The sequence below is a fragment of the Curtobacterium sp. LFS084 genome, assembly GCF_047977705.1.
Taxonomy (GTDB): domain Bacteria; phylum Actinomycetota; class Actinomycetes; order Actinomycetales; family Microbacteriaceae; genus Curtobacterium.
Genome location: NZ_JBFPFM010000009.1, coordinates 1 through 20,072, shown reverse-complemented (window position 1 = coordinate 20,072; position 20,072 = coordinate 1). Strand labels below are relative to the sequence as shown.

At 71.7% G+C, this 20,072-nt stretch carries 26 protein-coding genes and 1 riboswitch; of the genes, 14 read left to right on the top strand and 12 right to left on the bottom strand.

Annotated features, from left to right (window positions below):
• Positions 1-175: 175 nt before the first annotated feature.
• The 3 genes from gcvP to gcvT are packed head-to-tail and all read right to left on the bottom strand — an operon-like array spanning position 176 to position 4,597.
• Complete coding sequence (gene gcvP, locus ACNQOV_RS07465; protein ID WP_416393998.1) at positions 176-3,100, bottom strand: aminomethyl-transferring glycine dehydrogenase; 2,925 nt, start codon at positions 3,098-3,100, stop codon at positions 176-178.
• Entirely contained in the window at positions 3,097-3,474 is a 378-nt protein-coding gene (gene gcvH / locus ACNQOV_RS07460; protein WP_022906070.1) for a glycine cleavage system protein GcvH, read from the bottom strand. The genes gcvP and gcvH overlap by 4 nt, the downstream gene beginning before the upstream one ends.
• A 4-nt stretch (positions 3,475-3,478) precedes the next feature.
• The gene (gcvT, locus tag ACNQOV_RS07455) at positions 3,479-4,597 is read right to left on the bottom strand and encodes a glycine cleavage system aminomethyltransferase GcvT (RefSeq protein ID WP_416393996.1); all 1,119 of its coding nucleotides are present in this window, start codon (positions 4,595-4,597) and stop codon (positions 3,479-3,481) included.
• A 170-nt stretch (positions 4,598-4,767) separates the two neighbouring features.
• Positions 4,768-4,870, bottom strand: a riboswitch (glycine riboswitch).
• Positions 4,871-4,964: 94 nt separating this feature from the next.
• On the opposite strand from gcvT, the gene ACNQOV_RS07450 reads away from it, so the two are divergent.
• The 4 genes from ACNQOV_RS07450 to ACNQOV_RS07435 are packed head-to-tail and all read left to right on the top strand — an operon-like array spanning position 4,965 to position 6,862.
• Positions 4,965-5,339: a BlaI/MecI/CopY family transcriptional regulator gene (locus tag ACNQOV_RS07450; protein WP_402264546.1), complete on the top strand. Its 375-nt coding sequence runs from the start codon at positions 4,965-4,967 to the stop codon at positions 5,337-5,339.
• Positions 5,340-5,352: 13 nt separating this feature from the next.
• The gene (locus tag ACNQOV_RS07445; protein WP_022906067.1) at positions 5,353-6,093 is read left to right on the top strand and encodes a M56 family metallopeptidase; all 741 of its coding nucleotides are present in this window, start codon (positions 5,353-5,355) and stop codon (positions 6,091-6,093) included.
• Positions 6,094-6,128: 35 nt separating this feature from the next.
• On the top strand, positions 6,129-6,611 hold the full coding sequence (locus ACNQOV_RS07440) for an FBP domain-containing protein (protein WP_402264549.1): 483 nt from the start codon (positions 6,129-6,131) through the stop codon (positions 6,609-6,611).
• Complete coding sequence (locus tag ACNQOV_RS07435) at positions 6,608-6,862, top strand: hypothetical protein (RefSeq protein ID WP_022906065.1); 255 nt, start codon at positions 6,608-6,610, stop codon at positions 6,860-6,862. The genes ACNQOV_RS07440 and ACNQOV_RS07435 overlap by 4 nt, the downstream gene beginning before the upstream one ends.
• A 15-nt stretch (positions 6,863-6,877) precedes the next feature.
• On the opposite strand, the gene ACNQOV_RS07430 is transcribed toward ACNQOV_RS07435, so the two are convergent.
• Positions 6,878-7,765 (bottom strand): LysR substrate-binding domain-containing protein, encoded by an 888-nt coding sequence (locus ACNQOV_RS07430; RefSeq protein ID WP_416393995.1) that lies wholly within the window; start codon positions 7,763-7,765, stop codon positions 6,878-6,880.
• A gap of 68 nt (positions 7,766-7,833) precedes the next feature.
• Here ACNQOV_RS07430 and ACNQOV_RS07425 point away from each other — a divergent pair, with 68 nt between their 5' ends.
• Both ACNQOV_RS07425 and ACNQOV_RS07420 read left to right on the top strand, forming a co-directional pair.
• Positions 7,834-8,328, top strand: a complete 495-nt coding sequence (locus ACNQOV_RS07425; protein WP_416393993.1) for a GNAT family N-acetyltransferase — start codon at positions 7,834-7,836, stop codon at positions 8,326-8,328.
• Positions 8,329-8,432: 104 nt separating this feature from the next.
• The gene (locus tag ACNQOV_RS07420) at positions 8,433-8,633 is read left to right on the top strand and encodes a hypothetical protein (protein WP_416393991.1); all 201 of its coding nucleotides are present in this window, start codon (positions 8,433-8,435) and stop codon (positions 8,631-8,633) included.
• A gap of 9 nt (positions 8,634-8,642) precedes the next feature.
• Here the strand turns inward: ACNQOV_RS07420 and ACNQOV_RS07415 are convergent, their stop codons facing one another.
• From ACNQOV_RS07415 to ACNQOV_RS07405, 3 genes are all read right to left on the bottom strand, one after another.
• A complete protein-coding gene (locus ACNQOV_RS07415) occupies positions 8,643-9,023 on the bottom strand; it encodes a hypothetical protein (RefSeq protein ID WP_402264560.1) in 381 nt (126 codons plus the stop codon).
• Positions 9,024-9,585: 562 nt separating this feature from the next.
• The gene (locus tag ACNQOV_RS07410) at positions 9,586-10,773 is read right to left on the bottom strand and encodes a MalY/PatB family protein (protein WP_416393990.1); all 1,188 of its coding nucleotides are present in this window, start codon (positions 10,771-10,773) and stop codon (positions 9,586-9,588) included.
• A gap of 196 nt (positions 10,774-10,969) precedes the next feature.
• Positions 10,970-11,851 (bottom strand): AraC family transcriptional regulator, encoded by an 882-nt coding sequence (locus tag ACNQOV_RS07405; protein WP_416393989.1) that lies wholly within the window; start codon positions 11,849-11,851, stop codon positions 10,970-10,972.
• Between the two features lie 97 nt (positions 11,852-11,948).
• On the opposite strand from ACNQOV_RS07405, the gene ACNQOV_RS07400 reads away from it, so the two are divergent.
• The 3 genes from ACNQOV_RS07400 (at position 11,949) to ACNQOV_RS07390 (ending at position 13,953) form a co-directional block, all read left to right on the top strand.
• Positions 11,949-12,725 (top strand): isocitrate lyase/PEP mutase family protein, encoded by a 777-nt coding sequence (locus tag ACNQOV_RS07400; protein WP_402264568.1) that lies wholly within the window; start codon positions 11,949-11,951, stop codon positions 12,723-12,725.
• A gap of 83 nt (positions 12,726-12,808) precedes the next feature.
• On the top strand, positions 12,809-13,435 hold the full coding sequence (locus ACNQOV_RS07395) for an HD domain-containing protein (RefSeq protein WP_416393988.1): 627 nt from the start codon (positions 12,809-12,811) through the stop codon (positions 13,433-13,435).
• A 230-nt stretch (positions 13,436-13,665) separates the two neighbouring features.
• The gene (locus tag ACNQOV_RS07390; protein WP_148286865.1) at positions 13,666-13,953 is read left to right on the top strand and encodes a hypothetical protein; all 288 of its coding nucleotides are present in this window, start codon (positions 13,666-13,668) and stop codon (positions 13,951-13,953) included.
• A 63-nt stretch (positions 13,954-14,016) separates the two neighbouring features.
• On the opposite strand, the gene ACNQOV_RS07385 is transcribed toward ACNQOV_RS07390, so the two are convergent.
• Positions 14,017-14,349 carry a hypothetical protein gene (locus tag ACNQOV_RS07385; RefSeq protein WP_416393987.1) on the bottom strand — a complete coding sequence of 111 codons (333 nt, stop codon included), beginning with the start codon at positions 14,347-14,349 and terminating at the stop codon, positions 14,017-14,019.
• Positions 14,350-14,459: 110 nt separating this feature from the next.
• On the opposite strand from ACNQOV_RS07385, the gene ACNQOV_RS07380 reads away from it, so the two are divergent.
• Together ACNQOV_RS07380 and ACNQOV_RS07375 are read left to right on the top strand one after the other, a co-directional pair.
• A complete protein-coding gene (locus tag ACNQOV_RS07380) occupies positions 14,460-14,924 on the top strand; it encodes a helix-turn-helix domain-containing protein (RefSeq protein ID WP_416393986.1) in 465 nt (154 codons plus the stop codon).
• Between the two features lie 113 nt (positions 14,925-15,037).
• The gene (locus ACNQOV_RS07375; RefSeq protein WP_416393985.1) at positions 15,038-15,304 is read left to right on the top strand and encodes a HepT-like ribonuclease domain-containing protein; all 267 of its coding nucleotides are present in this window, start codon (positions 15,038-15,040) and stop codon (positions 15,302-15,304) included.
• 15 nt (positions 15,305-15,319) lie between these two features.
• On the opposite strand, the gene ACNQOV_RS07370 is transcribed toward ACNQOV_RS07375, so the two are convergent.
• Genes ACNQOV_RS07370 through ychF form a run of 3 tightly spaced genes read right to left on the bottom strand, consistent with a single transcriptional unit; the run spans position 15,320 to position 17,316 of the window.
• Positions 15,320-15,781 carry a phage tail protein gene (locus tag ACNQOV_RS07370; protein WP_402264578.1) on the bottom strand — a complete coding sequence of 154 codons (462 nt, stop codon included), beginning with the start codon at positions 15,779-15,781 and terminating at the stop codon, positions 15,320-15,322.
• A gap of 60 nt (positions 15,782-15,841) precedes the next feature.
• Positions 15,842-16,231 carry a DUF2510 domain-containing protein gene (locus ACNQOV_RS07365; RefSeq protein ID WP_402264579.1) on the bottom strand — a complete coding sequence of 130 codons (390 nt, stop codon included), beginning with the start codon at positions 16,229-16,231 and terminating at the stop codon, positions 15,842-15,844.
• A gap of 11 nt (positions 16,232-16,242) precedes the next feature.
• Positions 16,243-17,316 (bottom strand): redox-regulated ATPase YchF, encoded by a 1,074-nt coding sequence (gene ychF, locus ACNQOV_RS07360; protein ID WP_416393984.1) that lies wholly within the window; start codon positions 17,314-17,316, stop codon positions 16,243-16,245.
• A 109-nt stretch (positions 17,317-17,425) separates the two neighbouring features.
• Here ychF and ACNQOV_RS07355 point away from each other — a divergent pair, with 109 nt between their 5' ends.
• The 3 genes from ACNQOV_RS07355 (at position 17,426) to ACNQOV_RS07345 (ending at position 19,477) form a co-directional block, all read left to right on the top strand.
• Complete coding sequence (locus tag ACNQOV_RS07355) at positions 17,426-18,061, top strand: exonuclease domain-containing protein (RefSeq protein ID WP_022905989.1); 636 nt, start codon at positions 17,426-17,428, stop codon at positions 18,059-18,061.
• A 38-nt stretch (positions 18,062-18,099) separates the two neighbouring features.
• Complete coding sequence (locus tag ACNQOV_RS07350) at positions 18,100-18,558, top strand: SRPBCC family protein (protein ID WP_022905990.1); 459 nt, start codon at positions 18,100-18,102, stop codon at positions 18,556-18,558.
• A gap of 160 nt (positions 18,559-18,718) precedes the next feature.
• Entirely contained in the window at positions 18,719-19,477 is a 759-nt protein-coding gene (locus tag ACNQOV_RS07345) for a GntR family transcriptional regulator (RefSeq protein ID WP_416393983.1), read from the top strand.
• Positions 19,478-19,480: 3 nt separating this feature from the next.
• Here ACNQOV_RS07345 and ACNQOV_RS07340 read toward each other — a convergent pair whose 3' ends face one another.
• Positions 19,481-19,885, bottom strand: coding sequence for a tautomerase family protein (locus tag ACNQOV_RS07340; protein WP_416393982.1), 405 nt, complete (start codon positions 19,883-19,885; stop codon positions 19,481-19,483).
• Positions 19,886-20,072: the final 187 nt, after the last annotated feature.

Below are 20,072 nucleotides of genomic sequence, written 5' to 3'. Positions count from 1 at the left end.
CAACTCTGTGCAAGTCGGCATGCAGCGGGGCGCCACGGCGACGCGCCCGGACGGCGGGCGTGCCACCCCGGCACGGCGGTCTGCGCGACCACGGGACGGCGGCGTGCACGCTCCCGGGACGGCAGTGTGCCCCGCCCGGCAGGCCGGACGGGGCACACGGTACTCGGACTCGCGGTCAGGCGAACGCCTCGACCGGCGGGCAGGCGCACACGAGGTTGCGGTCGCCGTACGCCTGGTCGATGCGGCGCACCGGCGGCCAGTACTTCCGTGCGCTGATGCCGGGCAGCGGGTACACCGCCTGCTCCCGCGTGTACGCGTGCGTCCACTCCCCCGAGATCACCGAGGACGCCGTGTGCGGCGCGTGCACGAGCGGGTTGTCGTCGGCCGGCCACTCGCCGCGTTCGACGGCCGAGGCCTCGGCACGGATGGCGAGCATCGCGTCGACGAAGCGGTCGAGCTCGGCGAGGTCCTCGCTCTCGGTCGGCTCGACCATGAGCGTGCCCGCGACCGGGAACGACATCGTCGGGGCGTGGAAACCGTAGTCGACCAGACGCTTCGCGACGTCGTCGACCGTGATGCCGGTCGTGTCGCGCAGCGGGCGGAGGTCGAGGATGCACTCGTGCGCGACGAGCCCGGACTCGCCCGTGTAGAGCACCGGGAAGGCGTCGCGCAGACGGGCGGCGACGTAGTTCGCGCCGAGCACGGCGGCCTCGGTCGCACGCGTGAGTCCCTCGAGCCCCATCATCCGGACGTAGGTCCACGTGATGGGCAGGATGCTCGGGCTGCCGTACGGCGCCGCGCTGACCGGTCCGCCGGCGTGCGCGTCCCGCCCGGACCCCGGCTCCGCCACCGAGCCCGTGCGGCGGTCGGCGTCCTGCGCGAACGGGTGCCCGGGCAGGAACGGCGCGAGGTGCGACTTCGCCGCGACCGGTCCGACACCGGGACCGCCACCGCCGTGCGGGATGCAGAACGTCTTGTGCAGGTTGAGGTGCGAGACGTCCCCGCCGAAGTCGCCGAAGCGGGCGTGACCGAGCAGCGCGTTGAGGTTCGCGCCGTCGACGTAGACCTGGCCGCCGGCGTCGTGCACGGCGGCGCAGATCTCGCGGATGTCGTGCTCGTAGACGCCGTGCGTGGACGGGTACGTGATCATCAGCGCGGCGAGCCGGTCGCCGTGCTGCGCGGTCTTCGCGCGGAGGTCGTCGAGGTCGACGTTGCCGTTCTCGTCGCACGCGACCACGACGACCTGCATGCCGGCGAGGACCGCCGACGCGGCGTTCGTGCCGTGGGCGCTCGACGGGATGAGGCAGACGGTGCGGGCGTCGTCGCCGCGGGACCGGTGGTACCCGCGGATCGCCAGCAGCCCCGCGAGCTCCCCCTGGCTGCCGGCGTTCGGCTGCAGGGAGACGGTGTCGTACCCCGTGACCTCGGCCAGCCAGGACTCGAGGTCGCCGATCATGTCGAGGTAGCCCACGACGTCCTCGCGCGGGGCGAACGGGTGCACGTTCGCGAACTCCGGCCAGGTGACCGCGGCCATCTCGGTGGCGGCGTTGAGCTTCATCGTGCAGCTGCCGAGCGGGATCATGCCGCGGTCGAGCGCGTAGTCCTTGTCGGCGAGGTGCTTCAGGTACCGCATCATCCGCGTCTCGCTCCGGTGCGCGCTGAACACCGGGTGCGTCAGGTACTCGCTGGTGCGCCGGAGGGCGTCCGGGAGGCCCGTGGCCGCGTCCCGCACGGCCGTCTCGGTCGCCGGGACGGTCTGGTCCACGGCCCCGAACACGACGGCGAGCGCCGTCACGTCGTCCGGCGTCGTCGTCTCGTCGACGGACAGCTGGAAGGTGTCGGCGTCGACGAGGTGCAGCAGGCGGTCCGCGTCGCGGGCCGCGGCGACGAGCGCCTCGGCGCGTCCGGGGGCGCGGAGCGTGAGCGTGTCGAAGAACGCGTCGTGCACGACCTCGAGCCCGGCGTCACGGGCGACCGCGGCGAGCGCCGAGGTCGTCCGGGCGACGCGGTCGGCGATGAAGCGGAGGCCCTCCGGCCCGTGGTACACGGCGTACATCGAGGCCATGACGGCGAGCAGGACCTGCGCGGTGCAGATGTTGCTCGTCGCCTTCTCGCGGCGGATGTGCTGCTCGCGGGTCTGCAGGCTGAGGCGGTACGCCATCTGCCCGTCGGCGTCGAAGGACACCCCGACGAGTCGGCCGGGGAGCTGGCGCTCGAGCCCGGCCCGGACGGCGAGGTAGCCGGCGTGCGGGCCACCGAAGCCGAGCGGGACGCCGAAGCGCTGGCTCGTGCCGACGGCGACGTCGGCACCGAGGTCACCGGGGCTGGCGAGGAGGGTCATGGCGAGGAGGTCGGCCGCGACGACCGCGATGCCGCCGCCGGCGTGCACGCGCTCGATCGTGGTGGACGGGTCGACGATCCGACCGGACGCGCCGGGGTACTGGACGATCACGCCGAAGGCGCCGTCGAGCTGTTCGTCGCTCGGTCCGGCGACGGGGTCGAACCCGCGCAGCGTGATGCCGACGGCGTCCGCGCGGTGGTCGAGGAGTGCACGGGTCTGCGGGAGCAGGTCGTCGTCGACGAGGAACGCGTCGCCCTTCACCTTCGATGCACGGCGGGCGAGGAGCATGCCCTCGACCACGGCGGTGCCCTCGTCGAGCATCGAGGCGCCGGCGGTGGCCATGCCCGTCAGGTCCGAGACCATCGTCTGGAAGTTGATCAGCGCCTCGAGCCGGCCCTGCGAGATCTCGGGCTGGTACGGCGTGTAGGCCGTGTACCAGCTCGGGTTCTCGAGGACGTTCCGCTGGATGACCGCGGGGGTGTGGGTGCCGTGGTAGCCGAGGCCGATCATCGCGCGGCGGACCGTGTTGCGGGCGGCCTTGGCGCGGAGCTCGGCGAGCGCTTCGGTCTCACCGACGGCGGCGGGGATGGTCGAGTCGACGGTCGGCGCCGCGTGGATCGACTCCGGGATCGCGGCGCGGACGAGGGCGTCGAGCGAGGGCTGCCCGACGGTGTCGAGCATCGTCCGCTGGTCGGCCGGGGTCGTCCCGATGTGCCGGTCGGCGAAGGACGTCTGCAGGTTCTGGAGGTCGCCGGTCATGCGAGGGACGCCCGGTACGCGTCGTGGTCCATGAGGTCCTCGGGGAAGGAGGTGCCCTCCACCTTGATCTTGACGAGCCAGCCGGCGCCGAACGGGTCCTGGTTGACGGTGTCGGGGGCGTCGACGACGGCGTCGTTGATCGCCACGACCTCGCCCTCGATCGGGGCGAAGAGCTCGCCGACGCTCTTGGTGGACTCGATCTCGCCGATCTGCTCGCCCGCGGTGGTTGCGGTGCCGACGGCCGGGAGCTCGACGAAGACGACGTCACCCAGCTGTTCGGCTGCGTGGTCGGTGATGCCGACGGTGACGGTGTCGCCCTCGACGAGCAGCCACTCGTGGTCGGCCGTGTACTGGAGTGCGGTCTGGTCGGTCATTGCATCAGCCTTTCGAGGCGCGGCGGTAGAAGGGGAACGCGGTGACGGTGCTGGGGATGGCCGTGCCCCGCACGTCGATGTGGAGGACCTGTCCCTCGGTGGCGAGGGCCGGGTCGACGAAGGCCATGGCGACGGGGTGGCCGAGCGTCGGTGACAGCGCACCGGACGTCACGGTGCCGACGACCTCGCCCTCGTGGACGATGTCGTAGCCGGCACGCGGGGCTCGGCGGCCCTCGGTGACCAGGCCGACGAGCACGCGGGCGTCGTCCGACGGGGTGACGCCGGTGGCACCGACGAAGTCGCCGTCCTTGGCCACGACCCGGCCGAGGCCGGCCTGGGCGGGACGGACGTCGGTGCCGAGCTCGTGCCCGTAGAGCGGCATGCCCGCCTCGAGCCGGAGGGTGTCGCGGGCGGCGAGCCCTGCGGGGACGACCCCGCGGTCGGCGCCGGCCTCGAGCAGGGCGTCCCAGAGCGCTCCGGCGACGGACGGGTCGCTGTAGACCTCGAAGCCGTCCTCGCCGGTGTAGCCGGTGCGGGCGACGAGGACCTCGGCACCGTCGAACACCGCGTGCAGCGCCCGGTAGTACCCGAGCTCGTCGAGGGGGCTCTCCGGCTGGAGCCGGTCGGCGACGACGAGCGCGTCGAGCGTCCCCGCAGCTGCCGGGCCCTGGATCGCGACGAGCGCGGTGGTGTCCGAGTCGTCCGACACCTCGACGTCGAAGCCGTCGGCACGTGCGGTCAGGGCGTCCACCGCGACCTGCCGGTTCGACGCGTTCGCGACGACCAGGAAGACGTCCTCGTCGGTGCGGTAGACGACGAGGTCGTCGAGGATCCCGCCGTCCTCGGCGAGCAGGAGCGAGTACTTCGCCCGCCCGACCGGCATCGCGCCGAAGGACCCGGCGAGGGCGTGGTCGAGGAAGGCGACGGCCGCGTCACCGGTCACCCCGATCTCGGCCATGTGCGAGAGGTCGAAGACGCCGGCGGCCTCACGCACGGCATGGTGCTCGGCGAGGTCGGACGAGTACCGGACGGGCATCCGGTACCCGGCGAAGTCGGTGAAGGTGGCACCGGCCGCCTCGTGGGCGGGTTCCAGCGGCGACGAGCGCAGTGGGGACGTTGGCATGAACGGAGTTCTCCTGGCATCGGCAGGACCCGACGACCGTCGTCGGGCGGAACTCCCCCTCTGTCATGGGCCTGAGAGTTTCACCGCGGCCCGTGAGGTCCGGCGGCTTTCACCGTGGGCGAGCCACGGACCGACCCGGTGGGGGCTTCGTGGCTGCTTTTCAGAGTGGCCTGTCCGCTGCGGTGTGGGACCTGAGAGATTGTCGGGGGGATTGCTCCTTCGGTGCCGTGCAGGGTGCCCAGGGCACCGCACGACGTCTCCCGCGACGGATGAACGGCCGGTCTTCAGTTGTCCGGGCCGATCATACCGACCCCGCGTTTCGGGCATGTGTCGGATCCAGGGGTTCGACATCTCGTAGAATGCGCGGATGGCAGGTCAGCGATCACGCCCCAGGGGGCAGCTCGAGCAGGCGGTGCTCGACGCACTGTGGTCGGCGGACGGCGGGCTCAGCGCACGCCAGGTCCTCGACGCCTTCCCGGAGCCCCGGCCCGCGTTGACGACCGTGCTCACCGTGCTCGACCGGCTCGGTCGCAAGGGGCAGGTGGAACGGCAGCAGCACGACGACGCCCCGCTCACCTTCCGTGCGACGAACAGCAGGGAGGAGCAGACCGCCTCGCTCATGTCGAACGCCCTCGCCGCCGCGACCGACCGCGAAGCCGCCCTGCTGCAGTTCACCGGCTCGCTCGCCTCCGACGACCTCGACGTCATCCGCCGCGCCCTCGACGCCCGAGCCCGTTCCTGACGGTCCCGCTGTCGTGGTCGTCTCCGGAGTCGTCCTCATCGCGCTCGCCCTCGCGGTGGTGGTCCTCGCGCCCCGGGTGCTGACCCGCTCCGCGTGGACGATCGACCGGCCGCGCACCGCGCTGGTGTGCTGGTCGCTCGCCGTGCTGCTCGGGGTGGTGGGCTTCGTCGCCGGCATCACCCTCCTCGTCGTGGCGAACCGTCCGATCACCGACCCGCTCGGTCTCGGTGACTCCCCCACGCACGGCCTCAACGTCGGGGTCGCCCTGCTCGCCGTGCTCGCGTTCGTCGTCGCCGTGCGCGTCCGGCCGGGGCCCGAGCACGAGGCCGTGCGCGAGGCGATGCGCTCCGGTGCCGCGCCGCACCGCGAGATCGACGGCACGCCCGTGTCCGTCGTCGAGGCGGACCACGCGCTCGCCTGCGCCGTGCCGGGCCGGGCCGGTGGCGTGCTCGTGAGCACCGGGCTCGCGGACCGCCTGCGCACCGACGAGCTCGAAGCGGTGGTCGCCCACGAACGCGCCCACCTCACCCAGCACCACGCGGTCGCGGTCGCCATCGCGGAGTCGATCGAGCGTGCGGTGCCGTGGGTACCCGGCGCGCGCGCCATGGCGCGGTCGACGCGCGTCCTCGTGGAGTTCGCCGCCGACGACGCCGCGGCCCGACGCGTCGGACGCGACGCGCTGCGTCGAGCGGTGCTGGTGGCGGACGCGACGAGCGCGCTCGGGGCGATCCGCGCCTCCCGTCTGGGGTCCTGACGCGTGTCGGTGGCGAGGCATATGGTGGTCGCACCGTGAAGCCACTGACCGAAGCAGACATCCGTTCGTCGTTCGTCAACGCCACCCCGGACGAACTCGCCCAGCTGCCCATCCCGGGTCTCCACGAGATGCTGTGGGACGAGCGCGAGTTCCTCGGGTGGCGCGACCCGCAGGCCGCTCGTCGCGGCTACATCGTGTCGTGGATCGACGACCGACCCGTCGGGATCGTCGTGCGGTCGGCCGGCGGATCACTGCGCGCGGGCATCGCAGCGATGTGCTCGTTCTGCCACTCCCCGCAGCCGGCGACGCAGGTGCGCCTGTTCTCCGCCGCCCGCGCAGGCGAGTCCGGACGGAACGGCAACACCATCGGCTCCTACATCTGCGAGGACCTCGGCTGCTCCATGCTGATCCGGACGGCACCGCCGCACCTCAACCCTCCGGCGACGATCGCGATGCGCGGCGAAGCGCTCCTGCAGCGGGTGCGGAACTTCACCGAGGACGTCGCGAAGACCGCGTGAGCCGGTTCAGCACCGCCCGGTGGGCCGTCGTCGAGGAACTCGGTGACGGCCGGTGGCGGCTGACCCTGCACGACGAGGCCGACGACGAACTCGGTGCGATCGGACTCGGTGTCGAGGGTCCGTGGGACCCGGACGTCGAACCGCACGTGGGCTTCGTGCTCGCCCAGCTCGGGCTGACCCTGCGCGGCGCGCGGCCCTGGCGGGTGGACGAGCTCGGGGACCAGCGGGCGCCGGTGCTACCGCTGGCGTGACCGGCGCCGCAGCAGTCACTCCGCCGCGGCGACGAAGTTCCGCAGGATCTCGCGGTCGTCGTCGGCGCGGGCGGCCCAGACGAGCTCACTCCGGTGCTCGTCCGCCTCGAGCGGCAGCAGCACGACCGTGTCCGGAGCGGCGAGGGTCGCGCTCTCCGGTGCGACCGTGACCCCGAGGCCCGCTCCCACGAGGTGCAGCACGGTGGCCCAGGTGGTGGCCTCCTGCACGACCACGGGTCGCCTGGCGCCCGACACCACCGGCGCGAGGTTCCGTTCGGTGGCGACCGAGCCGGCCTCGGCCGGGAAGAACACGAACGGGTCGTCGAGCAGCTCCGGGCCCCGGATCGACGACCGCGCGGCGAGGCGGTGCCCGCTCGGGACCGCCGCCACGAACCGCTCGCTGCGGAACGGCAGGAAACGCACCCCCGGGTCGGGATCGGGGTCGCGCAGGACGGCGAGGTCGAGTTCCCCGCGGACGATCCGGGCGAGCAGCGTCGACGAGTAGCCCTCGGTGAGTTCCACGCGGACGAGGGGGTAGCGCTCCCGGAACACCTGGACACGCTCGATGGGGCCGAGCGGCAGGGCGGAGACGACGAACCCGACGTCGAGGCGACCGGCCTCGCCGCGACCGACCCGGACGGTCTCGTCGAGGTCCCGGCGCGCCTGGGCCAGGAGCGATCGCGCGCGACCCTGCAGCGACCGGCCCGCCGCGGTGAGGGCCACGCTGCGACTCGTCCGGGCGAAGAGGTCGACGCCGAGCGCCTGCTCCGTCCGCCGGATCTGCTGCGACAGCGCGGGCTGGGCGATCCGGAGCGCTCGGGCGGCCCGGCCGAAGTGCAGCTCGTCGGCCACGGCGAGGAAGGCGCGCAGCTGGCGGAGGTCGACCTCGGGTTCCCCATCCATGCACTGAGCGTATCGATCGACACGAACGAGTATTGGACGGCACTCGGCCCGAGTCCGAGGATGGGTCCATGCCCGATGCGACCACCGACGCCGTCCTCATCACCGACATCGCCTCCGCCGCCGACGCCGAGGCGTTCCGTGTCCTCAACGAGGCGTGGATCAGCCGGTTCTTCACGCTCGAGGACGAGGACCGGAAGCTCCTGGGCGACCCGCTCGGGCAGATCGTCGAGCCCGGTGGCGCGGCCTTCGTCGCACGGCTCGGATCGGACGGGCCGGTCATCGGCTGCGTCGGCATCGCGCCCGTCGGGCCCGGGGTGTTCGAGCTGGTCAAGATGGCCGTCTCGCCCGAACACCAGGGGCACGGCACCGGCCGGAAGCTCATCGCCGCGGCGCTCGAACGTGCCCGGGCGATCGGTGCGCACCGGGTGGTGCTGGAGAGCAACGCGCAGCTGGCCAGCGCGGTGCACCTGTACGAGGCGTTCGGGTTCCGGCACCTCGGCCACGACGAGGTCGCGACGAGCCCCTACGCGCGCGCCGACGTCCACATGGCGCTCGACCTCTGACCCGCCGACCGGCGCGACCGAGCCGGCCGGCGCGACCGTCGCGTCCGGGCCGAGCGCCGCGTCCGGGCCGGCCGGCGCGTCCGGGCAGCCGGTACGCTCGCGGCATGGCGACACACGAGGTGCAGGCCGTCCGCGAGGGCGGCGCGTGGCAGGTGTTCATCGACGGGTTCCTGGTGACCGAGGTCACCCGGTGGCCGTCCGTCGGGTTCGTCGCCCGCGAGTGGATCGCGCTCACCGAAGAGGTGCCCGCGCGCGAGGTCGACATCACGATCCGCGTGGTCGGCCGCAACCAGTACGTGGCCTGACGTCCCCCGTCAGCGAGCAGCTGCGACGAGCTGCTGCGCCCGTTGGTGCGACACGTGGAGCAGCGGGCCGATCTCCCGCACGGTGAGCCCGGACTCGTGGAGGACCAACGCCGCAGCTGCGGTCTCCCTCGCCGCCTCGACGCGCGCACGCTCGGATTCCTCCCGAAGCGCCCGGGCACGGTCCAGGTGTGCCTGCGCCGCTTCGGGCATCGCCACCTCGACGACGAGCTCGAACGACTCCGGATCACGGTCGTCGTTCATCAGCGAGAGCCAATCGCGAGCCATGAGCTCGATCTCGCGTTCGCGCTTTGCCTGCGTCCGGACGACCCCGTCGATCGAGATCACCCAGTACTTCGTGCCTCGTTCGGCTCGTACCGTGTGTCGGCTCATCGTCGGCCATCTCCTTGTCGTTCGCATTCGCGGAGGATGCTGCGCGCCGTCAGCTCCTCCACCTCTCGGTGTCTCGGGACGGCGATCGTGTTCGGACCGAACCGGAACAGGTCGTGACGCCCGCCGTGGCGCTGGAACACGAACCCGACACCCTGCTCGTCGGCTTTCCGAGCAAGCCGGCGGAGCAACTCCGTGCGCCTCACGGTAGTTGCCCAACTGTCGGTAGGCAACTCTGTCTAGTTCCGTTGGACAAGCGAGATCCGTGTGGTCGCATGCACCGACCGTGACGGGCCACGGACCGCTGCGCCGGAGCAGCGACACCACCGGTGGACAGTTGTGGCCAGCGGGGCGCTGTGGAGGAATGTCTGGGCACGGGCCGACGCCGCGCGCTGCGACCGTCTGCGCGACCTGCACGGACCGTTCGTGGCGTCCTCGGCTCGCCGCCTCATCGAGGTGCGCCGGACCGAGCAGCCGACCCGCGCCTCCAGGGCGACGGCAACAGCCGACAGCCGACAGCCGACAGCCGACAGCCGACAGCCGACGGCTCACACCCGCCCGCCGCTCACGCGACGTGCCAGACCAACCCCTCCTGCGCACTCGACGGGTAGGCCGCGGCGATCCGCAGCACCGCCTCGCGCAGCGTGTCCGGCGAGCACGCGAGGTTCAGCCGCGCGAAGCCGCGCCCCTGCGACCCGAAGCCGAGTCCGGAGTTGAGCGCGACGTAGGCGTGCTCCCGGAGTGGCACCGCCGGGTCGTCGCCCAGCCCGATGCCGCGGAAGTCGAGCCATGCCAGGTAGCCCGCTCGCGGTCGGGTGTACACGACGCCGGGCAGGTGTTCGGCGAGCAGGGAGCCGAGCAGTCGCTCGTTCGCGACGATCCGGGCGACCACGTCGTCGAGCCAGTCCGTCGCCAGGCTGAACGCCGCGAGGTTCGCGTGCAGCCCGAGGATGCTCGTGCGGCAGGCGACCTCCTCCCACAGCGTGTCGAGGAGCGCTGCCGTCCGCGCGTCCCCGGCGACGATGATCGAGCACTTCACGCCGGCGAGGTTCCAGCCCTTGCTCGCACTCGTGACGCAGATGCTCCGCGCACCGGCGGGTTCGGCGACCGCTGCGAACGGGGTGAACCGGACGCCGGGGTGCGTCAGCGGTGCGTGGATCTCGTCGCTGATGACGAGGACGTCGTACCGTGCGGCCAGTTCGGCGAGCGCCACCAGGTCGTCGTGGTCGTGCACGAGGCCGACGGGGTTGTGCGGGTTGCAGAGCAGGAAGACGCGGACACCGTCGGCGAAGGAGCGCTCGAGCGCCTCGAGGTCGAGCCGGTACACGCCCCACTGTTCGAGCAGGGGGACCTCGGCGACCTGACATCGGGCCTCTTCGACGAGCTCGAAGAACGGCGGGTACACCGGCGGGGTGATCGCCACGCGGCCACCGTCGGGCAGGGCGAGCCGCAGCGACTCGACGATCCCGACGCTGACGTCCGTGGCGAGGTAGACCCGGGCCGGGTCGACGTCCCAGTCCCACCGGTCCTTCGCGAACGCGGCGAACGCCGGTGCGAGCGGGCCGGGGCCGTCGAGGTAGCCCAGGTCGGACTGCTGCACCCGCTCGATGAGCGCCTGCCGGATCGCCGGCGCGACCTCGTGGTCCATCTCGGCGACGAACAGGGGCAGCACGTCGGGCGCGTACCGCGTCCACTTGATGCTCGTGCGGACCCCTCGGAGCGTGCCGACCGGGTCCTCCTCGTCGTACGCCATGCGTCCCAGCATGCATCGGACTGGAGGCGCGGCGCGAGTCCGGCCGTCATCCTGCGTCGCGCGGGCGCCGCGCTGCGGCCGGGGGCCGGCGCTGCGGCCGGGGGTCGGCGTGGCGGCCGGGGGCCGGATCGCATCGTGAGCAGAAGTGGTCGGGTTGCCTGCGCCGACCCGACCACTTCTGCTCACCAGATGCGCGTCACGCCCTCGGCTCGGGCTCGACCGCCAGCCAGAGCTCGGCATCCGCGCTACGACCGTCGGGGGCGAGCCGGACACGAGCGATCTCCGGCGCCGCCACGAGACGGTAGGGGTTGGCGGGCAGCCACTCCCCGAACGCCTGCGGCCACAGCGCCTGGATCGCTCCGGGCACCGATCCCGAGCCGGAGAACACCACCCACGTCGCTGCCGGCACCTCGATGACGTCGAGGCCCGGTGCGCTCTCGACCGAGGTGGCGGCGACGACGGAGTAGCGGAGTCGACTGCCGTCCGCGCGACCCTCGGTGAACGCATCGGACACCGAGAGCACGCCCGACGGCTCCTGGTCGGACAGCCCGGCGATGCGCGCTCGGTCCTCCGGCGTGATGCTGCGTTCGAACGCCTGGATCGCGTCGTTCGGCCCCTCGTACACGAGCGGGACACGGGTCGAGCGTCCGATGAGACGGAAGGCGGGTTTCTGGACGAGGCGGTACTGCACGGGAGTGCTCCCTTCGACGGTGAGACGGAAGGACAGCCGACCCTGCGACCGGAGGACGGCGCCGGGCTCGCGCGCCTCCTGTGGCCCGATGCCGTGCACGGCTCGGAACGCCCGCCCGAACGCATCGGCCGAGCCGTACCCGAAGCGCGCGGCGACGTCCGAGACGGTCGTCGTCCCCGAGGCGATGACGGCGGCAGCGAGCGTCATCCGGCGACGCCGGACGTAGTCGGAGAGCGGCATGCCGGCGAGCGCGGAGAACACCCGCCGGAAGTGGTACTCGCTCGTCCCGGTGATGCGCGCGAGCTCGTCCACGGCGAGCACCGTGTCGTCCGGGCCGCCGTCGAGGTGTTCCTCGACCGCGGCGATCGCCTCGTTCCAACGCTCCATGTCGGTGTCCTTCCTGGTGGTGTCCTCGACGCTACGGTGACGTCGCGCGACGGACACGATGATCCCTGCCCGGGTTGGTCGGCCTACTGTCTGGGTCATGAGCACGAGCACCGCCGACAAGGCGACCACCCTCAAGCAGCTGCACGAAGCCCCGGAGATCCTCCGGGTCGTCAACGTCTGGGACGCGATCAGCGCGAAGGTCGTCAGCGACCTGCCGGAGACGAAGGCGATCGCCACCGCCGGGCACTCCATCGCCGCCTCGCACGGGTACGAGGACGGCGGGATGCCGCTCGACGTCGCCCTCGCCGGGGCGGCGACCGTCGCCGCCGCCACGGACCTGCCCGTCACGGCGGACCTCGACGACGGCTACGCGGACCCGGCCGAGACGATCCGGCGCGCGATCGCTGCGGGGATCGTCGGCGCGAACGTCGAGGACCGCCTGCGTCCCTTCGACGAGGCCGTCGCCCGCGTCGCCGCCATCACCGCCGCCGCCCAGGCCGAGGGCATCGACTTCCAGCTCAACGCCCGTACCGACGCCATCGCCCGCGGTGGGGACCGTCCGATCGAGGAGAGCATCGCGGACGCCATCGCCCGCGGCAAGGCGTTCCTCGACAACGGTGCCGCGCTCGTGTTCGTGCCGGGAGCCGTCCAGCGGGACGTCGTCGAGCAGCTCGTCGCCGGCCTCGGCCGCGGCAAGCTGTCCGTGATCGGCCTGCCCGGCGCCCTGCCCGCCGCCGAGTACGAAGCCCTCGGGGTGGCCCGCATCTCCTACGGGCCGCTCACCCAGCGCGTCGCGCTGCGCGCGCTCCGCGACCTGGCGACCGACCTGTACGGCGGTGGCGTCGTGCCGGAGGACACCCCGACCCTGAACTGAAGCAACAGGCGGACGGGAGGCGCGGTGCCGGCTGGCACCGCGCCTCCCGTCCGTCGGCCGGTCGCCTCCGCTAGCGTCGTGCCATGACCCTGGACGTCGACGCACTGCTCGCACCGCCCTCCCCCGTGGCCGCGCGGGCGCTCGACGTCGTGCGGGCGTGGTCCTCACCGGCGCTGGTGAACCACTGCCTGCGCTCGTGGGCCTGGGCCGTGCTCCTCGCGGAGTCCGACGGGTACGAGCCGGACCGTGAGCTCCTCTTCGTCGCGACGATGCTGCACGACCTCGGTGTGACGCCCTCGTTCGACGCCCACTCCGTCCCGTTCGAGGAGGCGGGCGGTGCCGTCGGCAGCGTCTTCGCACGCGGTGCCGGATGGGACGCGCTCCGTGCCCGTCGCGTCGGCGAGGTGATCGAGCGGCACATGTGGACGTCGGTCGACCCCTTGCTCGACGTCGAGGGGCACCTGCTCGAGGTCGCGACCTCGCTCGACGTCTCCGGGGCCGGGTTCTCCCGCTGGAAGGCATCGGACCTCCGCGCCGTCACCGCGGCCGTCCCCCGCCTCGACTTCTCCGAGGCGTTCGACGGGCTGGTCCACGAGCAGGCCGGTCGAGAGCCGTCCTCGTCCGCCGCCCGCCTGGACGGCTCGGGCAACGTGGCGGCCGGCGGCACCCGCTGGCGATCGTTCCTGGACAATCCGTCCGCCATCCACTAGTCTGTTCACTTGGTGCACTGCAGCGAACCCATCTGACTCGCGCACACCGACCCGTCTCGAAGCCGACTCACCCGAGTCGCATTCCCGCGAGACCCCGCTCGATCCGAACGGACGAGCTGCACGTCGAAGCTCGACGTGCGCGCCCCGCACTCGATGCGTCGCGCCGGACTCAGCCGTCCGCCGACACCGAGTCGCCCTGGCGCCGAACGACCAGGAAGTACCGCAACACCATGACCAGCAACGAACGCATCACCATCATCGGCACCGCCCTCGCGGCGCCGACCGTCTCCCCCGACCGCATCGCCGAGTTCGGGGTCCGCGACGAGCACTCGCAGCGCGAGTACCTCGTCCGCATCCCGGCCGACGACCTCGGTCTCTTCATCACCCGTGGCGCCCGCGTCGACATCGACGGCGAGGCCGGCTGGACCGTGCCCGGTCGCTCATGGCGCGGCGAGGCGAGCCGCACGCTCGTGCAGGCACAGTCCGTCCGCGGCGGCGAGCTCGCACTCGCAGCCTGACACCAGCGCCCCACCACACGAAGGCCGCCGAGCACTGCTCGGCGGCCTTCGTCGTACGCCCGGTCAGTCGGTGTCGTCCGCACCGGCGAACCGGTGCCCGCCATCGACGTCGACCGGGCGTTCGGTCCCCGCCCGCGTGGCAGCGTCACGCAACCGTCGGATGAAGTCGTGGTCCTCGGGTTCGAGCTCGTCGTCCGGTGCCGCACTCACGGTCAGCTCGCTCGCCGGCCCGACCAGCACCGTCGTCCGGGTCACCGAGCCGTCGTCGGCCACCGCCGGGATCGCAACGGTGTCCGTCCGAGCATTGGCACCGAGGACCGCCGCGTAGTCCGCGACCGCATCGGCGATCGCGTCGCCCGTGAGGATCCGGCTGCCGTCGTAGTGGATGTACTTCACGTTGCCTCCTAGCGTCCCGACGGTAGGAGGGCGTGATGCACGCGGGCCGGGCGAGCGCGTTCCGTGGCCAAACGAGGGGCGTTATAGTCGGGGGCTATAGGGAGGCGGCCATGCGGATCGAACGAGCGGCAGAACTCATCCGAGCAGCACGTGAGGATGTCGGACTGTCGCAGACCGACCTCGCGGCCGCTGCGCGGATGCAGCAGCCGACGATCTCCGCGTACGAGAGCGGTCGCAAGCGGCCGCGACCAGAGTCGCTGCAACGGATCTTGGCAGCCGCTCACACTCGGCCGAGCATCCCCCTCGCGATCTACGCCGACGACATCCTCGACGAAGCACAGCGATTCCACCTCGAGAACGTTCGGGTGTTCGGATCAGCCGTTCGTGGCGAGGACACCGAGTCCAGCGACATCGACCTGCTCGTGTCACTCACACCTGAGGCCTCGCTGTTCGACCTCGGTGGCTTCGCGCACGAGGTGGAGAGCATCACCGGCTTCTCGGTCGACATCTTGACCGATGATCTCGACGACGATGAGCACTTCCGTCATGTGCTCGCCGAGGCTGTTCCGCTGTGACGTCAGGTGAGCGCTTCTCCCCACAGCCGCGGCGGGGCCGGGCCTCGACGCCCGATGGTGAGCGATGGGCTTCGGTCGAGGCAGCCCTCCTCGATCTCCTCGCCGAGTGCTCGATGATCGTCGAACACGGACGCGAGGAGTTCGAGACGAAGCGGAGCCTCACCTACCGAGCAGCCGAGGCAGTGATCATCCACTTCGACGATCTCCTCAGACGGCTGCCGGCGGCCCGCGTCGAGAGGCTGCCCGCCGGATTGTCGCTCGCGGCGGTCCGCCGGACGCGGAACATCCTCTCGCACGACTACCGAAAGGCGCGAAAGGACATCGTGTGGGACGTCATCGAGCAACGGATCCCATCCGTCATCATCGCGCTCGTCGACTGATCGAGCGACTGCGGGTCAGTACTCGCCCTTGACGACGAAGTACGACCCGCGGATCGTCCCGGCGAGCTTCGACTTCTGCCGGGCGAACTTGAACCCGGACAGCTCGTCGGGCACCTCCATGCCGTCCGAGAGCTTGAAGCCGACCGCGCGCTTGCCGCCCGGCTCCAGCGTGTAGAGGACGTTCACGGCGAGCCCTGACTCGTAGAAGACGTGGGTCCAGCGGATCCCGTCGACGAAGGCCTCGGTGGCCTCGAGCGGCTTCGACGCGATGACCAGCCCGCGTTCGTCCTGCAGGACCTTCGTGACGTAGTCGACCAGGTCGGGGACGTCCTCGGCAGGGTGGGTCGTGAGGACGTGGTCGTACTTGTTCTTGAAGTAGCGGGCCTCGTTCGCCCGCAACCCGGCGAGTGCCTCCGCGACCGGCGAGGACTCCAACCCGACGGTGGACACGTGCTCGAAGTCGACGACGTACGACATGGGGCCTCCTGGTGCTGGACTCGAGGCCAAACTAGCGCGGCGACGTGGACGGAGTACGCGTCAGACGAGCTTCTCGAACACCATCGTCGCCTGGATCCGGTCGCCGCCCCCGAACCCCGTGCTGCCCGACGACGACGTGGTGATCGTGTGCAGCCGGTAGCCGAGCGCCGCCTGCGCGTTGATCGCACGCTCGAGTTCCGTGAGGTTCCCCGACCCAGTCCCGAAGAACTTCTCCTTGAGCACGACCTGCAGCACGACGTAGCTCATTCCCGCCGGAGCCGGTCGGGGCTGGCCGCCGGCCGAGGCCTCGGCCTGGATGCGGTCGATCAACCCGCCCACGCCGGGCGCGGGCGCTGCGGCGGGCTGCACCTGCTCCGTCCATGCGGCGCCGTCCCACCACCGCATCGTGCCGGAACCGTCGTCGTACCAACCCGCCTGTGCGTTCGTCATGATCCCGTCGATCAGTTGTTGAAGCGGAACTCCACCACGTCGCCGTCCTGCATGACGTAGTCCTTGCCCTCGATCCGGGCCTTGCCGTGCGCACGGGCCTCGGCGATGGAACCGGCGGTCATGAGGTCATCGAACGAGATGACCTCGGCCTTGATGAAGCCCTTCTCGAAGTCGGTGTGGATGACGCCGGCAGCCTGGGGAGCCTTCCACCCCTTGCCGATCGTCCACGCCCGGGCTTCCTTCGGACCGGCCGTCAGGTAGGTCTGCAGCCCGAGGGTGTCGAAGCCGATGCGGGCCAGCTGGTCGAGGCCGGACTCGGTCTGCCCGGTCGACTCGAGGAGTTCCGCGGCGTCGGCCGGGTCGAGCTCGATCAGCTCGGACTCCACCTGCGCGTCGAGGAAGACGGCCTGGGCGGGAGCGACGAGCGCGGCCAGCTCGGCCTTGCGCGACTCGTCGGTGAGGATCGCCTCGTCCACGTTGAAGACGAAGATGAACGGCTTGGCCGACAGCAGCCCGAGCTCGGCGATCGGTGCGAGGTCGATCGAGGTGGCGGACAGGAGCGTGCCCTGCTCGAGCGCTGCCTTGGCCTCGCGAGCGGTCTCGAGCACGATCGGCTCGGCCTGCTTGAGCTTCACGGTCTTCTCGTACCGCGGCAGCGCCTTCTCGATCGTCTCGAGGTCGGCGAGGATCAGCTCGGTGTTGATGACCTCGAGGTCGTCCTTCGGGGACACCTTGTTCGCCACGTGCACGACGTCGTCGTCGGTGAAGCCGCGGACGACCTGCGCGATGGCGTCGGCCTCGCGGATGTTGGCGAGGAACTTGTTGCCGAGCCCCTCGCCCTCGCTCGCGCCCTTGACGATGCCGGCGATGTCGACGAACGACACGGGGGCCGGCACGGTCTTCTCGGAGTTGAAGAGCGTCGCGAGCTGGTCCAGCCGCGGGTCCGGCAGGTTCACCACGCCGACGTTCGGCTCGATCGTCGCGAACGGGTAGTTCGCGGCGAGGACCTGGTTCTTGGTCAGGGCGTTGAACAGGGTCGACTTGCCGACGTTCGGGAGACCGACGATTCCGATGGTGAGTGCCACGGGAGGACAGCCTACCGGCGGCCGCCCGCCGGGGCCGACCCGCGCCTCCAGTCCCGCAACGCCGGGGCGGCTTCCAGCGATGTCGGCGCCGCGTGCGACCATCGGAGCCGTGCCGTTGAACTTCACCGCGATCGACTTCGAGACCGCGAACAGCTCGCCCGCCAGCGCCTGCTCGGTCGGACTCGTCAAGGTCCGAGCCGGCAGGGTCGTCGAGCGGGCGTCCTGGTTCATCCGGCCGCCGGTGGGGCACGACGCCTTCCTCGAGTGGAACACCCGGATCCACGGCATCGTCGCGTCGGACGTCGTCGGGGCGAAGTCGTGGGAGCAGCAGTACCCCGACATCGTCGCGTTCGCCGAGGGGGACGTGCTCGTGGCGCACAACGCCCGGTTCGACATGGGCGTGATCGCGGGCGGGTGCTCGGCGACGGGGATCGACCTCGCGGAACACCACTCGCTGTGCTCGCTGCAGGTCGCCCGCAAGACCTACACCCTCGACTCGTACCGGCTGCCGATGGCGGCACGGGCCGCCGGGTACGAGGGGTTCCAGCACCACGATGCCGCCGCCGATGCCGAGGCCTGCGCGGCGATCGTCGTGCACGCGGCCGGGCACCACGGCACGGACACGGTCGAGGCGCTGGGTGCCGCGGTCCGGGTCGCCATCGCGCCGGTGCGGGCACGAGCCGAGCAGCCGCGCACGGCTCCGCAGCCGCGGCTGTCGAACCGCCCGATGATCTTCGCCGACTGACCCTCCCCGCCGCGCCGTTCCGCCGCTACGCTCAGCGCATGGCCGCGACCACCACCATCGAGCGTGACGTCGTCATCGCCGCGCCGGCGTCGACGATCCTGCCGCACCTGGTCGACCTCCACCGGTGGGTGGACTGGTCGCCGTGGGAAGGCCGCGACCCTGAGCTGCACCGCGAGTACGGCGGGACACTCGGCGCGGTCGGCTCGACGTACGCGTGGAAGGGCAACCGCAAGGCCGGCAGCGGCGACATGGTCGTGCGGCGGGTCACCGCGGACGAGGTGGAGATCGGCCTGCGGTTCACGGCACCGTTCGCGTCGTCGAGCACCACCGCGTTCCGGCTCGACGAGGTCCCCGGCGGCACCCGTGTGGTGTGGACGATGACGAGCCCGGTGACGGTGATGTCGAGGATCGTCAACCTGGTGATGAACATGGAGCGGTTCATCGGCGGCGACTTCGAGAAGGGCCTCGCGCAGCTCAAGGTCGTCGTCGAGCGCTGACGACGACCGCACGGCACCGCGGCCGGGACGGCACGAGCCCCGGTGGTGCGGCCGGGACCGCACGAGGCCCGGTGGTGCGGCCGGGACCGCATGAGCCCCGGTGGTATTGTCATGACAATCCCTCGGTGCCGCCGCCGAACCGTACTGCTGAAGGACCGCGATGACCAACGATGGCCAGCTGCCGTCCGACCTGTTCCTGGACCTGGACCGGTCGGGGCCGATGCCCCTGTACTTCCAGGTGGCCTCGCGCATCGAGGAGTCGATCCGCTCCGGCGCCATGCCGCCCGGTGCCCGTCTCGAGAACGAGATCGCCCTCGGCGAGCGGCTCGGACTGTCGCGTCCGACCATCCGCCGCGCGATCCAGGACCTCGTCGACAAGGGCCTGCTGGTGCGTCGCCGCGGGATCGGCACGCAGGTCGTGCACGGCCCGGTGACCCGCAAGGTCGAGCTCACGAGTCTGTACGACGACCTCGCGCAGGGGTCGCAGGCGCCCGCAACGAAGCTGCTCGAACGGAACGACGTCCCCGCGCCGGAGGTCGTCGCCGAGGCCCTCGGCATCGCACCCGGGACGACGGTCGCGCACATCCGTCGCGTGCGCTTCGCCGAGGACGTGCCGATGGCGATCCTCGAGAACTACCTGCCGCCCGACTTCCTCGAGATCACCGACGACGACCTGCAGTCCCACGGCCTCTACCAGCTGCTGCGCGGCCGCGGCGTGACGATGCGGGTCGCGAAGCAGCGGATCGGTGCCCGGGCGGTCACCGACGAGGAGGCCACGCTGCTCGAGATCGAGGACGGCGACCCGGTGCTGACGATGAGCCGCACGGCCTACGACGCCTCGGGCCGAGCGGTCGAGTACGGCGTGCACTGCTACCGACCGGACCGCTACTCGTTCGAGGTCACGCTCGTCGACAAGTAGGACTCAGGCCGACGGCACGCCGAGCTCGCCGGTCACGTACTGCGCTCGACCGAAGCCGAACGACCAGTCCTCCGGACCGTTCTCGACGTACCCGATGAAGACGTCCTCGGACGCCACCCCGACCGCGGCGAGCCCGTCGTGGATCGCCCGGTAGAGCTCCTGCTTCGCCGCCTGGTCCCGCCCGCGCTGGGTGAAGACCTGGATCATGACGACGCCGTCGGTGCGCTCGAACCCGAGCCCGGCGTCCTCGGCGATGATCTGCTGGGCGGGGTGCTCGGTGATGACCTGGAAGCGGTCGCGGGCCGGGATCCCGTACACGTCGACGATGGCGGTGTGGATCGCGTCGGCGATGGCGCGCACGGCCTCGGGGGCGCGGCCGATGGTGAGGTCGATACGGACGAGCGGCATGGCGCCTCCTGCAGTTCGGGACTTTGTCCTGTCAAAGTACCACGTCGGTGGATCGCGACACCCAGACGGACGGGAGGCGCGGGGCCCGCGGGGCCCCCCCCCACCCCCCCGCCCGGGGGGGCCGCCCGTCCCCCCGGGGGGCCCCCCCCGCCGGGGGGCGGCCCGGCACGCGCCCGAGCCCGAGCCC

Coding starts and splice junctions, on each gene's coding strand:
- gcvP (WP_416393998.1), bottom strand. CDS start 3,100: ATGACCGGCGACCTCCAGAACCTGCAGACGTCCTTCGCCGACCGGCAC.
- gcvH (WP_022906070.1), bottom strand. CDS start 3,474: ATGACCGACCAGACCGCACTCCAGTACACGGCCGACCACGAGTGGCTG.
- gcvT (WP_416393996.1), bottom strand. CDS start 4,597: ATGCCAACGTCCCCACTGCGCTCGTCGCCGCTGGAACCCGCCCACGAG.
- ACNQOV_RS07450 (WP_402264546.1), top strand. CDS start 4,965: ATGGCAGGTCAGCGATCACGCCCCAGGGGGCAGCTCGAGCAGGCGGTG.
- ACNQOV_RS07430 (WP_416393995.1), bottom strand. CDS start 7,765: ATGGATGGGGAACCCGAGGTCGACCTCCGCCAGCTGCGCGCCTTCCTC.
- ACNQOV_RS07425 (WP_416393993.1), top strand. CDS start 7,834: ATGCCCGATGCGACCACCGACGCCGTCCTCATCACCGACATCGCCTCC.
- ACNQOV_RS07420 (WP_416393991.1), top strand. CDS start 8,433: ATGGCGACACACGAGGTGCAGGCCGTCCGCGAGGGCGGCGCGTGGCAG.
- ACNQOV_RS07415 (WP_402264560.1), bottom strand. CDS start 9,023: ATGAGCCGACACACGGTACGAGCCGAACGAGGCACGAAGTACTGGGTG.
- ACNQOV_RS07410 (WP_416393990.1), bottom strand. CDS start 10,773: ATGGCGTACGACGAGGAGGACCCGGTCGGCACGCTCCGAGGGGTCCGC.
- ACNQOV_RS07405 (WP_416393989.1), bottom strand. CDS start 11,851: ATGGAGCGTTGGAACGAGGCGATCGCCGCGGTCGAGGAACACCTCGAC.
- ACNQOV_RS07400 (WP_402264568.1), top strand. CDS start 11,949: ATGAGCACGAGCACCGCCGACAAGGCGACCACCCTCAAGCAGCTGCAC.
- ACNQOV_RS07395 (WP_416393988.1), top strand. CDS start 12,809: ATGACCCTGGACGTCGACGCACTGCTCGCACCGCCCTCCCCCGTGGCC.
- ACNQOV_RS07390 (WP_148286865.1), top strand. CDS start 13,666: ATGACCAGCAACGAACGCATCACCATCATCGGCACCGCCCTCGCGGCG.
- ACNQOV_RS07380 (WP_416393986.1), top strand. CDS start 14,460: ATGCGGATCGAACGAGCGGCAGAACTCATCCGAGCAGCACGTGAGGAT.
- ACNQOV_RS07375 (WP_416393985.1), top strand. CDS start 15,038: ATGATCGTCGAACACGGACGCGAGGAGTTCGAGACGAAGCGGAGCCTC.
- ACNQOV_RS07370 (WP_402264578.1), bottom strand. CDS start 15,781: ATGTCGTACGTCGTCGACTTCGAGCACGTGTCCACCGTCGGGTTGGAG.
- ACNQOV_RS07365 (WP_402264579.1), bottom strand. CDS start 16,231: ATGACGAACGCACAGGCGGGTTGGTACGACGACGGTTCCGGCACGATG.
- ACNQOV_RS07350 (WP_022905990.1), top strand. CDS start 18,100: ATGGCCGCGACCACCACCATCGAGCGTGACGTCGTCATCGCCGCGCCG.
- ACNQOV_RS07345 (WP_416393983.1), top strand. CDS start 18,719: ATGACCAACGATGGCCAGCTGCCGTCCGACCTGTTCCTGGACCTGGAC.
- ACNQOV_RS07340 (WP_416393982.1), bottom strand. CDS start 19,885: ATGCCGCTCGTCCGTATCGACCTCACCATCGGCCGCGCCCCCGAGGCC.